Origin of the sequence: Segetibacter sp. 3557_3, assembly GCF_004354985.1 — a bacterium.
Classification (GTDB): Bacteria; Bacteroidota; Bacteroidia; order Chitinophagales; family Chitinophagaceae; genus Segetibacter.
In genome coordinates, this window is sequence record NZ_SMSK01000019.1 from 63,426 (window position 1) to 78,722 (window position 15,297).

The window sequence follows — 15,297 nt, forward strand, 5'->3', positions numbered from 1 at the left end:
TGGGAGCCGGCGTTCGGAAAACTATTGAGCATCGTTGTGTCACTCACTTGTACTTGCAGCTATTCTGTTCGGCTTTTTTTTATCTGATGCTTAAGTAAACGACATTCCAATGTAATGGTTTATTATCGCCTTCCTGCATTTTAACGTCTGCGTTCATCCGTAATAAAAACCCCTTATCCTTGGGAGGTATTTTCCTTCCTGTTTTGACTTCTACTAAACACAAATCCGGCAACCTTTGCCCGTTGAAAAAGAATAAATTTTTTAACGATGAGCAGACTGATTTACGTGCTATTGGTATTGATCCCGCTGGTGGCTTTTACGAATAAGGCTCAGGCACAGGGAAGGGTTACGGGAGTAGTAAAAGATGAAAAAGGTAACGTGCTACCTGCAGTTACAGTTGCGTTGTTGCAATTACCGGCAAACACCGAAATTAAAACCGTGGTCTCCGACAAAGAGGGGGTATACGTGTTCATAGCTATTACAGCAGGAAAATACACCGTTTCCGCTTCCTCGGTCGGCCATGTAACCGCGAGCGCAAAAGCCTTTACGCTTTCAGCCGACCAAACCATTTCTGTTCCCGACCTTATCTTACCTGCAAGTCCAAAAGCGATGACCGACGTTACCGTGCAAACCAAACGGCCATTGATAGAAAATAAGATCGACAAGATGGTGGTTAATGTAGATGCCTCGCCTTCCAACGCAGGTGCTACTGCCATGGAAGTGCTGGAAAAGTCTCCGGGGATAACTGTTGACCGGGATGGAAACATCAGCCTTAAAGGCAAACAAGGGATCATTGTTTTAATGGATGGGAAGCAAACATATCTAAGCGGGCAGGACCTCGCCAATCTGTTACGCAACATGCCGGCTAGTCAACTCGACCAGATAGAAATCATGACACAACCTTCAGCCAGGTACGATGCTGCGGGCAACTCAGGGATCATTAACCTGAGAACAAAGAAAAACAGCCAAGTGGGTTTTAATGGCAGCATAAGCTTATCCTATGTGCAGGGCCGTTACCCCAAAAGCCCGAATAGTTTCAACTTCAACTACAAAAAGGGAAAGTTTAATTTCTTTACCAACCTCAGTTATTCCTACTGGTCGGGTTTTAACGACCAACACCTCATCAGGAGATTTCATAACAACGGAGTTGTGGCCTCAGTATTCGATCAACAGGCTGACCAGAAAAACAGGAGCAGCAATTACAGCGGCAGGTTCGGGATGGATTATGCGATCAATAAAAAAACAACCATTGGCTTTTTAATTAATACCATCAACAATCCCAGCCATTGGGAAAACAAGGGCAAGGCCAATATACTCAGTAACCGCGGTGTAATCGATTCGTTTAATACTGCCGAAACGGTAAATAAGGGCAGTTGGAAAAATTTTGGTGCAGCCATTAATTTCAGGAGAATATTAGACACGAGCGGAAGTGAACTTACTGCAGATGCAGACGTAATCCGATACGATACCCGTAGCAATCAAACTTCTGATAATTTTAATTACCTCGCTGGCGGAACCCTCATCAGGAACCCTTTTCTTTTACGTGCAAACCTGCCGGCCGAAATCACCATTTATAGTGGCCGTGTTGATTATACCAGGCCATTGAAGAAGGGGGCAAAATTCGAAGCCGGTTTAAAAAGCAGCTATGTTTCCACCGATAACGATGCCCGGTATACCTTTTATGAACACAATGAAACCAAGTGGGTACCCGATAATAGCCGCAGCAATCACTTTCTGTATAAAGAAAACATTAATGCAGCTTATATCAATTACAGCAGGCAGTACAAAAAGCTAGGCGTACAAACAGGCCTGAGAATGGAAAACACCATTTCCGAAGGTAAACAGTTTGGTAATCCGACACAAAAGGACACCACATTCAAAAAGAACTATACCCAGTTATTTCCAACTGCTTACTTTAGCTATGCACTAAATGCCAACAACCAGTTCGGACTTTCTTACGGCCGGCGGGTGGAACGTCCCAATTACCAGGACATGAATCCATTTCAATACTTCCTCGATCAGTATACTTTTCGCCAGGGTAATCCAAACTTAACTCCCCAATTTACACACAATGTTGAACTCACGCATATCTACCGTAAAGCCCTGAACACAACGCTAAACTATACTTATACAACCGACATTTTAAACGACATTTTAAAGCAAAACGATCAAACAAAGGTTACTTACCAAACTAAAGAAAATGTAGCAAAACGCAGGACCCTCGGGCTTGCAGTTAGCTATAATGCACCTGTAACAAAATGGTGGACAACCAGCGTATTTGTAAACGTAAACAACAACCATTACCAGGGTCTTGTAAACAACCTTCCACTCGACGTTAGTCTGACATCGCTTATGGCAAATTCGAGTCAGCAGTTTCGCTTTGCTAAAACATGGACAGCTGAGGTAACCGGTTTTTACCGTACCCGTTCACAGGAGACCGGGATGTTTTTAATTGAACCGATGGGTGTGGTATCCTTTGGCTTTGGTAAACAGCTCCTTAAGAACAAAGCCAGCCTTAAATTAAGCGTAACCGATCCTTTTTACATCCAACGAACAACTGTTATCATCGATTATGGAAACATCGATGCGGTGGTTTATAACAGGTGGGATAACAGGAGGGTTGGGCTAACCTTTACCTACCGGTTTAGCAAAGGTGAAAACATCCAGCAACGCCGTAAATCCAGCAGCGCACAGGAAGAACAAAACCGTGTGGGGGGCTCCAATTAACTGTATAGTTGTTGAATTCAAAATCCTTCAAGGTTAACCCCCATTCGCACGCTCACGAAATTAAAAAACCGGACACGATTTCGCATCCGGTTTTTTTTGTACTAAGCATTTGGTATCTCTTCAGCCCCGGTTGCCCGCCCGCTGCGCCGTCAGACGGGTTTCACTCCCTTGTACTATTCTATCGCTATTCAGCACGACATTAATACCGTTAAAGGTTAGTCAAGGCGAAGACTTTTACCTTGCCCAAAATGGAGGGGGCTCAACACCAAGTGAACGCAAATAAACATATCCCTCTCCCCGATGGTGGATTTCATTATCGATAAAGTATAAGATCGATGAAATAACGGTTCCCTCGTATTGGCCGAAAGTCACGATCCGGTCGTGGAACTGTTGCTCTGGAATTTGCGTCCAATACGTATTGATGTCTTCCGAAGCTGTGTCCCATAACTCCAGGAGTTCCGCTTTGCTTTTTACATCCAGGTGCTCGTTCAAGGCTTCCGTTTTGCCACCGGTTATTTCTCTCAATCCCGGAACGCCTATGGCAAGTAGTTCCTGTACCATTGCAGCAAACGGACGCATACCACCAATACTGTATTCGAAAAGTTCTTTTTCGGGAAAGGCGTCTATTACCCTTCTTGTGAGTCGCCTGTGACCCTGCCAGTGTTCAAGTAATTCTGCGCTGGTGATTACTTTAGCAATTTGGTTTTCTGTTGTTGTAGCGTTCATACGTGATGCTTTAGTTGTTTGAAATTTTATTATTCAAAACTAATTGCACCCACTGACAACAGTATGGCAGTCCTGTTCTGGCATCTTAAAAAACATTTTATCATTTAATCCTCTACCCGGTATCCCATTTACCCGGTGGGTTTAACCACAACTTTGCCAACACTTTCTCCGCGTTGAAAAAGCCGGATCGCATCGTGCATCTCCCCGAAAGAAAACACATGGCCCACATGCTGGGGCTCGAGTTGCAACCCCTGTAATGCAACCAGCATTTCGTGCATCATATCCGTTTGTTCATACAGGTAAATAAGGTTGAACCCCATTAATGATTTATTCTGTGTAGGCAGTCGCAACGGATCAATCTTCGGGCGGCGCAGGTATCTCCAGATCAGTTTAGGATAGTTTGGTGCAGAACCATGGGTAGTAAAACTCGCACTGCCGTAGGCAACCATTCTAGCCATAGGCGCCATTGCTCGCCAACCATCTTTTAAAATCTTACCACCAATACACTCCATCACGAGGTTTAGGGGCCGCCCCTCAAGCGCGCGCTGCAGTTTATGGTAGAAATCAGCGTCCCTTACAATAACCTGGTCATAGCCTTCCTGCTCCCGGAGAAACTCCATCTTTTTTGAGTTGCCAACGGTCCCGATCGTATAGGCGTTAAACTTTTTACAGATTCGGTTTGCCATAATGCCTACACCTCCGGCAGCACTATGGATGAGCACCGTTTGGCCCTGCTTCAGGTTGCCAAGTTCTGTAAGCGCGTAAAATGCAGTTAGTCCCTGCACCAGGAATCCGGCACCCTGCTCAAAACTCCACGTGTCAGGAAGTGGAATAACATATCGATGATTGATGTTGATGTGCGAAACATAACCGCCAAACTTTGTTGCACCCATTACCTTGTCACCGATGTTCCACTCTTCTACTGACTCACCAACTGCGATAATCCCCCCCGAAAACTCAAGACCGGGTATAAAGGAACCCTTCGGGGTTGCACTATACAATCCCTGCATTGCAAACACATCTGCGAAGTTTAACCCAACCGCATGTACCTGTACACAAACCTCCCCTGGTGCTGGTTCGTTTAACCCTTCCGTTTGCAGTTTGAGATTCCTGATCGATCCTGCTTTTGGCATACGGTAGACTTGTCTGTTGATCATGTAACTCAGTATTGATGATTGTATCTATTATTGTTCTTCCATAATGCCTGTACGGCTTCAGCTTGCTCGCAAAGTTCCTGTACTGATCACCCGTTCAACCCCAACACGAACCTTGATGACCCCAGTACATGATCCTCAACTTTCATGCGCGAACGCCCCAATGCGAGTATCGCCTGTTATGAACTTGCAGCATAGCTTTTGCGGAGATATTTACTTACCATAAATAATGTAATTTAATACCATGAAGCATACTCCATCAACAACTCTCTTCAACGGTCCATACTCAGAATCACGTCGCGACGCGCTTAAAACACTCCTTTCTGCCGGTGCGTTGCTGGCCTTATCGCCCCTTTCCGCTATTCCGGTGCAACGGAAAAAAGATCGCCTTGGTGTTGCACTCGTTGGTTTGGGTTACTATAGCACCGACCTACTTGCACCGGCACTTCAGCAAACTAAAAATTGTTACCTCGCCGGCATAGTTACCGGCACACCCTCAAAGGCAGAAAGCTGGAAAAAACAGTATAATATACCGGATAAGAACATATACAACTACCAGAACTTCGACCAGGTAGCTAACAATCCCGATATAGATGTTATTTATGTTGTGCTTCCACCATCCATGCATAAAGAATATGTAATCAGGGCCGCAAATGCGGGTAAACATGTCTGGTGCGAAAAGCCGATGGCCATCACCGCCGCAGAGTGCCAGGCGATGATTGATGCGTGCAATAAAAACAAGGTGAAGCTTGCAATAGGCTATCGCCTTCAACATGAACAGAATACCCAGGAATACCGGGCAATCATTCATCAAAAGCTGCTGGGTAATGTGCAAAAGGTCAGCTGTGGGGCAGGTTACTACGATAGCCGGACCACCCATTGGAAACAAAATAAGGCCCTCGGCGGCGGGGTTCTGTACGATATGGGCGTTTACGCGATCCAGGGTGCACGTATGGGCACGGGAATGGAACCTATTGCTGTTGTCTCTGCCAGAACATCAACCACGCGGCCGGAGGTGTACAAAAATGGCCTTGATGAAACCACTACGGCAACGCTTGAATTCGCGGGTGGAGTTATGGCCGACATTAAAACAAGCTTTGGAGAAAACGTCAACTTCCTGGATGTTACCTGCCAGAAAGGTGTCATCAAAGTGGCGCCTTACCAGGCCTATTCTGGTCTGAAAGTCACAAGTCCGCTTGGAGAAATTTACCACCGTTACCAGGTGCCGTTTCAACAAGCAAAACAAATGGATGATGACGCCCTTTCGATCATGCAGGGCAAACCCATGCTTGTGCCAGGTGAAGAGGGTTTGCGCGACATCAGGATTGTGGAAGCCATTTATAAATCAGCACAAAGCGGGCAGCGCGTGAAGCTGGCATAAACGGGGGAATGGCCGTTAAACGATCAGTCTTTATCGGGATCATAATATCGCCCAAGTAAAAACATAAACAAACCATAAGCAACCGTTCCAATTGCAACAACAATAAAACTGGTGTGCCCGATATGATCCCCGAGGAAGTCGAATGCTTTGTCGGTATTGACTACCTCGTCTGCATTTTTGTATAGGCCTGCCCTGATGAAGAAGATACCGGTTATACCTACAATGATACCCCGGGAACAATACCCCATCCAGGCCAATACAGAGATGGATTTCTTATAAAACGGTTTTAACCGATCGATGTCCAGCCTTTCCAGGTATGTTTTCGAGAACAGGTAGATAAATTGTACAAAGGCTGTGATACAGATCAGTATTCCAACAGCAACGATGAGTCCGGCACCATCATTTTCACGGATAAGTTTCTGAATGAGTTCATGCTGCGCATCAGATTGCGTGTCTCGCCCAGCGCCCCTGGTAAACAGCGTTTTGATGGCCGACCATGCTATCAGCGCATCTGCGATACTGCTGAACAGGATGCCGGTGCGCCGGGCTATTCCCTTAGCATTTTTTCCATACCCGTATGGATCGGTAACGGTTTCATAGATACGCCAACTGATGTACGACAACAGGCCCAATACAATGATCCAGATGATTATTGTGCCGGCAGTGCTTTTACGAAGGAAGGCCATCAGGCTGCTCTCATCGGCACCGCCATCCTGTAATTTAAAAAAAGACAGTAATGCGATTACGCCTATAAACGTATAAAGCAGACCATTCGATATGCAGCCGTAAACGGCTAACATGCGCACGAAAGACCTTTTATGATTTCTTTCAATCATCCTTGCGGGTTATGCAACCTTGTAATGCTTTAAACTTACAAGTGGATGGTTAAAGATCGTGCTTATAATGTTGCGGCTAACCGCTTGACATACGCAGTATTGCTAAATGAAGGCGGGATGCTGTATATTTAGGAACAACCCCCACCCTGGTCTCATCCCCTTGTTTATGATAACCCGTCTATTCCTGAAACTAACCGACTATCCTGCTTTTAGAAGGCTGGTTTGGAAGCCGGTTTACGAATTATTGGCAAAGTACTTCAGGTCGAAAGAATGGTCGCTCATGAATTACGGTTATGCGCCTTCTCCCGGTGAACCATTATTGACCTTACACCCCCAGGACAAAGTAAATCGGTATCCTATCCAATTGTATTATTACCTCGCAGTGAAGGTGCGGCTCGGTGGCTGCGACGTGCTTGAAGTGGGCAGCGGCCGTGGTGGCGGGGCGGCATGCCTGAAAACCTATCTCGATCCGAAAAGTATTACGGGGCTCGATATCGCCGGCAATGCAGTTGAACTTGCCAATGAATATTTTGGTTCAGCAGGTATTTCATTTGTGCGGGGTAGTGCAGAGCAGTTGCCATTTGCAGACGAATCTTTTGATGTGGTCATCAACATTGAATCGTCGCATACTTATGGGTCGGTACCACAATTTTTATCAGAGGTTAAAAGAGTGTTGCGACCGGGCGGCTACCTGTTGTGTGCCGATATCAGAACCAAATCAGACATGGTATTATTCACCCAGCAATTGAAAACGTGCGGGCTAAGGATGGAGCTGCAGGAAGACATCAGCGATAATGTACGACGCGCTATTGAACTGGAAGAACCCATAAAGCAGCAGCGGATAACTGAGCACATTCCAAAAAGCCTGCAGCCAATTTTTAAGCAATTTGCAGGCGTAAAGGGTTCGAAGGCTCACCTGCAACTGGCAAGTGGTGAGCTCAGGTATTTTCGCTTCGTATTACAAAAGCCGCTTTAATTGGTACGGGATTTTGCACGATTATCAACGTTGAATTAAATTCTCCTCGGGCTTTCTTTGCCTTGCCAATATTCCGGTTCACCTATATTATTAACTGATACCACTGTCGCGGTAATCCTGGAAAGCTAGTTCCAGTTGGCTCGTGGTGTAGCTAAAACAGTTGCACAAAGAACTAAAATTTGAACGGAGCGTCGCAAGCAAAGTCGCCCGAAGATCAACTGCCGGTCACCAAAAAATCCTTAAGGATAGATTTCATTACTCCAGCTTTCATCCGTTGGTATTTAGCAAGAAAACTGTTTTCCATAAAACACAGCTCCTGGCAAGGAAATAAGATCATTGATTGACGGTCTTCATTTTTAAATATACATTTTTAAATTCCTGCTCACCTGCGCATTGGCTTGCCTGCGGTAAGCAATGCTTTTGCATACCCGATTGTTTCGGCGACTGCTGGTATGGGGTCGTTTTCCCACCCTTCAAATTCGATGCTTACGAGCCTGTCGTAACGGATTTTTCGAAGCGATCGAACAATTGAAGGGAGATCGAGTACACCCCGCCCCGCCTCAATGGTACTGCCGTTAGGTTCCGTTGAATTGATGTCTTTAAAGTGCAGGTCGTACAGCCTTTCTTTACATTTTATAATGGCTTCTGCGGGATTTACTTTAGCCCTTGCCGTATGACCTACATCGATACAAAGACCAATGCGCTCATCATATCCCCGGACGGCTTTCATAACATCGTATGGAGAAGGAAATCGCTTGTCTTCGGGACCATGGTTATGAATGGCGAGCTGGATATCAAACTCCTTTACCATTCGATCGAGAATGGGCATTGAGTCGGGGTGGGGACTGCAAACAATAGCCGGCATATTACAGTCTTTGGCGTATTGAAATGCCTGCCGGATGTTTGCTTCATCGTTCTGCATGGTGATGTTACCGCAGCTTAAAGGGGTAATCCCGGCTTCCTTTAGCTTTTCCATTGCAGCCTGTCTTTCGGCAGTGGTACTGTTGAGCGGAAGGTGAAAATCCTTTATAGAGATATAATGAAGGTTTAAACGCTTCATCGCTTTAATTGTATCGTCGAGGCTAAGCTTCCTAAACGTATAGGATGCTATACCAACTTTAAAGTTGTCCCACTCCGAGTCATCGGCAGGTAAGTTGAAGTTGTACTGGGATGGAGACGCAGTAGCCTGGCCCAGGAGGGAGGTGCCAACTGCGGCGAACAATCCATGTTTAATTGCCAACCGGCGGGAAAGGGATGTTTTCATGGCAAGAATTTGCGAGGAAATTAGGTAAAATAAACGAGGTTGAAACAGTTGACGTTTACGATGTGGTGTTGCTGATTTAAAAAACTTTGTATTCGGGTTTTCGCCTTAAGTGTAATCACTATCTGTACTTTCCTGGTTGTCATTGCCCCTACTCATATGGAGGTGAATGTGGAAAACTTAAGTGCTGCAATACTAAAAATATTAGTAATTATGCTAAATAAATGAGTTCGGAATTGGGATTAAACTATTGTTCATGGAGGCACAAAAGTCAGATATCATCCGCCAGTTGCAGAAAGACATTTTGTTGCTGCAAGGGTTTAAAGCCTGTACTACGGGTACGGTAGTAGATGTTGGACTAGGACCCGTGAATATGGCTTTTCCTAATGAGACTTTTCCGCTTGGCGCCGTTCATGAATTTATCAGCACAAGCCAGGAGGAGACTGCCGCAACGGGAGGATTTATTTCCGGGCTGCTCTCGCCACTCATGCGCAACAATGGGGTTACGCTCTGGATCAGCAGGAACCGGATGCTGTTTCCACCTTCACTTAAATTTTTCGGGATCGATCCCGCACGTTTCATATTTGTTGATCTGCATAAAGAGTCGGATGTAATCTGGGCAATTGAAGAGGGATTAAAGTGTGATGGTCTTGCTGCTGTTGTGGGAGAGTTAGCCGATATAAGTTTTACCGCTTCCCGCCGGCTTCAATTAGCTGTTGAGCAAAGCAAGGTAACCGGGTTTATCATCCGGCAACAGCCCCGCAAACTTGCGGTTACTGCTTGTGTTAGCCAATGGAAAATCAGCCCTGTTCCCGGTGATGCAATTGAGGACCTTCCCGGTGTTGGTTTTGCCCGTTGGAAGGTGACGTTGTTAAAAGTGCGCAATGGCAAACCGGGGAGCTGGGAGCTCGACTGGGCCGCCGGAAAGTTCCGCCATGTTCCGCAAAAAGCGGCAGCTATCGCACCCGCCGAAATGCGCAAAACAGGATAGTATGGCGAAACGTTTTGTTACGATATGGTTCCGTTATCTTAAAACGGATTGGTTTAGCCTCCGGCAGCCACACCTTAAGGAGGTGCCATTTGTTTTAGCAGCACCCGATCATGGGCGTTTGGTAATAACCGCTGCAAACCCGCCCGCACATACCCAAGGGATTGACAAGGGAATGGCGGTTGCTGATGCAAGAGCGATATTTCCGTCGTTAGAAGTATTGGACGATCAACCCGAACTCACCAATAAACTACTTGTAAAACTTGCAGAATGGTGTATCCGCTACACCCCCATGGTAGCGGTTGACCCCGAAGATGGATTGATCCTGGAAGTTACAGGTTGTGCCCACCTGTGGGGAGGCGAGCGTGCTTATCTCATGGATATGATCAGCAGGATCAAGGGCTTTGGTTATCATGTAAGAGCGGCATTGGCCGACACCATTGGAACAGCATGGGGTTTGTCGCGGTTTGGTGAGCAAGCGTCTATTATAGCACCGGGGCAACAATCTGAAGCAATACTGAACCTGCCGCCCCCTGCCCTCCGCCTGGAGGCAGCAACTAACGACAGGTTGCAAAAACTTGGTTTGAACCAGATTCGCAACATCATGAATATCCAACGTTCTGCATTGTGCCGGCGTTTTGGACAACACCTGTTACAGCAATTAGACCGGGCACTTGGTACTGAAGAAGAACGGATAGAGCCTGTTGTGCCGGTTGAACAATTCCATGAGCGACTGCCATGCCTTGAACCGATTGTTACTGCCAAAGGTATTGAAATCGCATTGCAGCGATTATTGGAAGGTTTGTGTAACCAACTTGAACAGCAGCAAAAGGGACTTCGCCAGGCCATTTTAAAATGTTTTAGAATTGATGGAAAGGTGGAGCAGGTAGAAATTGGTACCAACCGGGGAACTTATAATGCACAGCACTTGTTTAAGCTATTTGAATTCAAGCTTCCTACTATCGAACCCGGATTGGGTATAGAGTTGTTTTTGCTTGAGGCTCCCAAAATCGAAGACGTAGCCTCCATACAGGAAAAGTTGTGGGAGACTGTGGGTGGACTGGAGAATACGGGTTTAAATGAATTAATTGATCGTATGGTAAACCGGATTGGACCGGGATTAATACACCGGTATCTGCCGGCAGAACATCACTGGCCCGAAAGGTCGATCCGGGAAGCTGTTTCACTTACCGAAGAAGCCGTAGTTGATTGGCGGCTTGACCGGCCAAGACCGGTTCAGCTGCTGGCACAACCAGAACCCATAACGGTTGCAGCACCTGTACCCGATTACCCACCCATGTTATTCCGGTATAAAGGAAAGATACATAAGATTAAAAAAGCAGATGGGCCCGAACGGATAGAAAGAGAATGGTGGCTTGATGAAGGACTGCATCGAGACTATTATCATGTGGAAGATGAAGACGGCTGCCGCTACTGGCTTTTCAGGTCGGGGCACTACGGTGCGGATACATCATACCAATGGTTTTTACATGGGTTTTTTGCATAGCAGTTTATTAACCCTGTGCAGCGAAATATATTAACAGCTTACAGACCACATTAGATCTTATGGGGTAAAATCCTGGTTTTGAAGGTGGGAACTATGGAGGCACCACCAAAGCAACAGTATTAACATAGTAAGCGATTCCTAGTCCCGTTTCAATTCGCAATACCGGATTTGAACGCTCGTTCAATTAATCATTAAATAGGATATGAGCTATACAGAACTCCAGGTAACGTCGAACTTCAGCTTTTTACGTGGTGCCTCACACCCCGAAGAACTTGTTGAACAAGCTGCCACCCTGGGCTACCAGTCTATAGCCATTACTGATCGCAATAGTTTTGCCGGTATCGTACGCGCACATGTTGCGGCAAAAGCAAAAGGCGTACGGCTAATTGTGGGTTGCCGGCTCGACCTTTTGGATGGACCATCATTACTTGCCTTTCCAATCAATACAGGAGCTTATTCGTCCCTCTCTGCCTTACTTACAAAGGGTAATCTCCGTGCCGAAAAAGGGGAATGCCACTTGTACAAAGCAGATGTTTATGACCATTCCAAAGATGTAAAGTTTATTGTTTTGCCACCAACCCAACTGAACGAAAGCTTCGATTTCGACCCCTCGTTCAGGCAGGAATTATTAGCCTTGAAGAGCCATTTCAGCGATAACTTATACATCGCAGCAAGCCGGTCGTATTTCGGGAACGATATCAAACTCTTACACCGGTTAGCACAATTGGCAACCCATTTAGAGGTTCCCCTGGTAGCAACAAATGATGTTCATTACCATGTACATGTTCGACGTGAACTGCAGGATATACTTACCTGTATCCGGGAGAAATGTACCATTTATACTGCGGGACTAAAGCTGCATCAAAATGCAGAACGCCACCTGAAACCAATAGATGAGATGCTGCGTTTGTTCAGGCAATATCCCGACGCAATACGACGCACACAGGAAATTGCAGATGCATGCCGGTTTTCGCTTGATACGCTGAAGTATGAATATCCGGAAGAAATTACGGGACAGGGCAGGAGTCCACAGGAGCAGCTTACCCACCTTGCATGGGAAGGTGCCAAAAACCATTTTGGCGAGATCGTTCCAGAGAAAACAATTACAGCAATCAACCATGAACTTGCCTTTATTGAAAAGATGAATTATGCGGCTTATTTTTTAACCGTTTACGACATTGTTCGCTTTGCAAGAGAGCGTGGTATATTGTGCCAGGGCCGTGGATCAGCTGCTAACTCTACGGTTTGTTATTGCCTTGGAATCACATCGGTAAACCCTACTAAGTTTGATCTTTTGTTTGAACGTTTTATATCTTCGGCGCGTAATGAACCACCGGATATAGATGTTGATTTTGAACACGAGCGACGGGAAGAAGTGATACAGTACATCTACCAAAAGTATGGTCGCGACAGGGCGGCCATTGTTGCCACGGTTACCCAGCAGCAGCAAAAAGGAGCCATCAGAGATGTTGGCAAAGCAATGGGGCTTTCGGTGGACACCATCAATCGTTTATCAAGTTCAATATGGGAGTTTACCCTGGAGTGGTTTGAAGAAAAACGCCTGGTTGAACAGGGCCTTAATCCCGGTGACAAACACCTGCGGAAGGTATTACAACTTACCGAGCAGTTTATGGGTTTCCCTCGGCAGCTTGGGCAGCATACCGGCGGGTTCGTGATCACCAAGGGCAAACTCTCTGATCTCTGTCCAATCGTCAATGCACGTATGGAAAACCGGACCTGCATCGAGTGGAACAAGGATGACATTGATGCACTTGGTTTTCTCAAGATTGATGTGCTCGGCCTCGGGATGCTTACCTGTATCAGGAAGGCATTTGAAATTGCAAAGGAATATTATGGATTGGACCTAACGCTCGCCAATATTCCACAGGATGATCCGGCAGTTTATGAAATGATCAGCAATGCAGATACGATTGGTGTATTCCAGATTGAAAGCCGTGCACAACAATCCATGTTACCGAGGCTAAGACCAAGGTGCTTTTATGACCTGGTGATCGAAGTTGCGATTGTTCGTCCCGGTCCGATCCAGGGCGATATGGTGCATCCTTACCTGCGTAGGCGTAATGGTGAGGAGCCCATTGAATACCCCTCAAAGGAACTGAAAGAAATACTTGGCCGGACCCTGGGGGTTCCGCTGTTCCAGGAACAGGCGATGAAAATTGCCATTGTTGCGGCAGGTTTTACGCCTGCAGAAGCAGACGAACTTCGGCGGAGTATGGCCACCTTCAAGTTAAAGGGCATGGTCACCCAGTTTGAGCAAAAGCTGATTAAGGGTATGACCGAAAGAGGTTATGAACTTGAATATGCCCACAGGGTATTCAAGCAGCTTGAGGGTTTTGGCAGTTATGGTTTTCCTGAGAGTCACGCTGCAAGTTTTGCATTACTGGTATATGTTTCTTCGTGGATCAAGTATTACTATCCCGACGTATTTGCATGTGCCTTGCTCAATAGTATGCCGATGGGATTTTACCAGCCTGCACAAATCATCATCGATGCGCGAAAGCATGGCGTAGACGTAAGACCAATTGATGTAAATCATTCTATGTGGGACAATAAGCTCGAGGAACAGTCGGGTAAATACAGGTCGGTGCGGGTCGGCTTTCGACAGATAAAAGGTTTGCGGGGTGAAGACATAAACTTGCTGCTGGCGGGTAGAAAACAGCATTACAAAACCATCGACGCTCTCAGGGATGCTGGTGTACCAGAAGCGGCCCTGGAGAAATTGGCTGATGCAGACGCTTTCCGTTCGTTGGGGCTCGACCGACGCCAGGCTTTGTGGGAAGTGTCAACACGCAATGACCGCCCTATTGCCCTGTTTTCCGGTCAACCTTCACCCGACTCGCTTATTGAAAATGTTTCGCTGCCAACCATGAGTATGTCGGAGCACGTGGTTCATGATTATGCTTCCACATCACTTTCCTTAAAGGCGCACCCGGTTAGTTTTGTACGTGAAAAGTTAGACCAGCTCCGGATTGTTTCCACCAAAGGTCTGAACGACATCCCTGATGGTGCATTGGTAAAGGTCGCAGGACTTGTTCTTGTTCGTCAGCGTCCCGGTACTGCTGGCGGGATATGTTTTATGACCATTGAAGATGAGACGGGTTTTGCCAACCTGGTCATCTTTGCAAGCTTGTTCGATAGGTTCCGGAAAGAAATACTTCAATCGCGTTTGTTAATGGTAGAAGGCAAGCTGCAGCGGGAAGGCCAGGTGACCCATGTTATAGTAAAGACCTGTCACGACTTCTCTAAAATGTTACGCAACCTTACGGCTACTGTAAACGAGACCCAGCCGGTGCTGACCCTCGCAAGGGCAGATGAAAAAACACATACTATTCCTACTTTCCCCGGGCAAAATAAACGTACCCAGGTTCGAAAGACTACCCAGGAAGAACTCTTTCCTGCAGCCCGGAATTTTCGTTAGCTGTTTAATAGGATTAATCTAATGCTGCGGTAAAGCATGTTAATAGCGGAGTTATAATTGTAAGATTTCAATCACACCGCCTGGATTGAATATATCAAATACAACTTTCATACGGTGATTATTGGTGATGGTTTTCGTGAAGCATAAACAGGTAAAGTAATAGTTTATTTTACAGTAGACACCCGATGGATAACCGGGTGGCAATCGTATTTGTGCTGCCCATTTTCAGGAGTATAAATGGCTGAGAGAATTTGTTAAGACCTGGCCAATAATCGTTTAAGCCCTGCTACCTCCATGCATTT

The 15,297-nt window shown here is 46.2% G+C and carries 10 protein-coding genes; 6 read left to right on the forward strand and 4 right to left on the reverse strand.

Annotation, left to right across the window (positions count from 1 at the left end; genetic code table 11):
• Positions 1–267 precede the first annotated feature (267 nt).
• Complete coding sequence (locus tag EXU57_RS21375; protein WP_133270302.1) at positions 268–2,727, forward strand: outer membrane beta-barrel protein; 2,460 nt, start codon at positions 268–270, stop codon at positions 2,725–2,727.
• A gap of 234 nt (positions 2,728–2,961) precedes the next feature.
• Here the strand turns inward: EXU57_RS21375 and EXU57_RS21380 are convergent, their stop codons facing one another.
• Both EXU57_RS21380 and EXU57_RS21385 read right to left on the reverse strand, forming a co-directional pair.
• Entirely contained in the window at positions 2,962–3,453 is a 492-nt protein-coding gene (locus EXU57_RS21380) for a DinB family protein (protein ID WP_133270303.1), read from the reverse strand.
• Positions 3,454–3,581: 128 nt separating this feature from the next.
• Positions 3,582–4,610, reverse strand: a complete 1,029-nt coding sequence (locus tag EXU57_RS21385; RefSeq protein WP_133270304.1) for an alcohol dehydrogenase catalytic domain-containing protein — start codon at positions 4,608–4,610, stop codon at positions 3,582–3,584.
• A gap of 241 nt (positions 4,611–4,851) precedes the next feature.
• Here EXU57_RS21385 and EXU57_RS21390 point away from each other — a divergent pair, with 241 nt between their 5' ends.
• Positions 4,852–5,988 (forward strand): Gfo/Idh/MocA family protein, encoded by a 1,137-nt coding sequence (locus tag EXU57_RS21390; RefSeq protein ID WP_133270305.1) that lies wholly within the window; start codon positions 4,852–4,854, stop codon positions 5,986–5,988.
• 23 nt (positions 5,989–6,011) lie between these two features.
• On the opposite strand, the gene EXU57_RS21395 is transcribed toward EXU57_RS21390, so the two are convergent.
• On the reverse strand, positions 6,012–6,824 hold the full coding sequence (locus tag EXU57_RS21395; protein ID WP_133270306.1) for a DUF1206 domain-containing protein: 813 nt from the start codon (positions 6,822–6,824) through the stop codon (positions 6,012–6,014).
• A 166-nt stretch (positions 6,825–6,990) separates the two neighbouring features.
• Between EXU57_RS21395 and EXU57_RS21400 the strand changes: the two genes are divergently transcribed.
• Complete coding sequence (locus EXU57_RS21400) at positions 6,991–7,800, forward strand: class I SAM-dependent methyltransferase (RefSeq protein ID WP_165958232.1); 810 nt, start codon at positions 6,991–6,993, stop codon at positions 7,798–7,800.
• Positions 7,801–8,182: 382 nt separating this feature from the next.
• Here the strand turns inward: EXU57_RS21400 and EXU57_RS21405 are convergent, their stop codons facing one another.
• Positions 8,183–9,064, reverse strand: coding sequence for a sugar phosphate isomerase/epimerase family protein (locus EXU57_RS21405; RefSeq protein WP_133270308.1), 882 nt, complete (start codon positions 9,062–9,064; stop codon positions 8,183–8,185).
• 253 nt (positions 9,065–9,317) lie between these two features.
• Between EXU57_RS21405 and EXU57_RS21410 the strand changes: the two genes are divergently transcribed.
• The 3 genes from EXU57_RS21410 to EXU57_RS21420 all read left to right on the forward strand — a co-directional run bounded on the left by EXU57_RS21410 (position 9,318) and on the right by EXU57_RS21420 (position 14,995).
• Positions 9,318–10,052, forward strand: coding sequence for an ImuA family protein (locus tag EXU57_RS21410; protein ID WP_133270309.1), 735 nt, complete (start codon positions 9,318–9,320; stop codon positions 10,050–10,052).
• Position 10,053: 1 nt separating this feature from the next.
• Positions 10,054–11,556, forward strand: coding sequence for a Y-family DNA polymerase (locus tag EXU57_RS21415; RefSeq protein WP_133270310.1), 1,503 nt, complete (start codon positions 10,054–10,056; stop codon positions 11,554–11,556).
• 202 nt (positions 11,557–11,758) lie between these two features.
• The gene (locus EXU57_RS21420; RefSeq protein WP_133270311.1) at positions 11,759–14,995 is read left to right on the forward strand and encodes an error-prone DNA polymerase; all 3,237 of its coding nucleotides are present in this window, start codon (positions 11,759–11,761) and stop codon (positions 14,993–14,995) included.
• Positions 14,996–15,297: the final 302 nt, after the last annotated feature.

Excerpts from the sequence above, each read along its gene's own strand:
- EXU57_RS21400 (WP_165958232.1), top strand. The coding sequence starts at position 6,991 with ATGATAACCCGTCTATTCCTGAAACTAACCGACTATCCTGCTTTTAGA.
- EXU57_RS21375 (WP_133270302.1), top strand. The coding sequence starts at position 268 with ATGAGCAGACTGATTTACGTGCTATTGGTATTGATCCCGCTGGTGGCT.
- EXU57_RS21395 (WP_133270306.1), bottom strand. The coding sequence starts at position 6,824 with ATGATTGAAAGAAATCATAAAAGGTCTTTCGTGCGCATGTTAGCCGTT.
- EXU57_RS21410 (WP_133270309.1), top strand. The coding sequence starts at position 9,318 with ATGGAGGCACAAAAGTCAGATATCATCCGCCAGTTGCAGAAAGACATT.
- EXU57_RS21415 (WP_133270310.1), top strand. The coding sequence starts at position 10,054 with ATGGCGAAACGTTTTGTTACGATATGGTTCCGTTATCTTAAAACGGAT.
- EXU57_RS21420 (WP_133270311.1), top strand. The coding sequence starts at position 11,759 with ATGAGCTATACAGAACTCCAGGTAACGTCGAACTTCAGCTTTTTACGT.
- EXU57_RS21390 (WP_133270305.1), top strand. The coding sequence starts at position 4,852 with ATGAAGCATACTCCATCAACAACTCTCTTCAACGGTCCATACTCAGAA.
- EXU57_RS21380 (WP_133270303.1), bottom strand. The coding sequence starts at position 3,453 with ATGAACGCTACAACAACAGAAAACCAAATTGCTAAAGTAATCACCAGC.
- EXU57_RS21385 (WP_133270304.1), bottom strand. The coding sequence starts at position 4,610 with ATGATCAACAGACAAGTCTACCGTATGCCAAAAGCAGGATCGATCAGG.
- EXU57_RS21405 (WP_133270308.1), bottom strand. The coding sequence starts at position 9,064 with ATGAAAACATCCCTTTCCCGCCGGTTGGCAATTAAACATGGATTGTTC.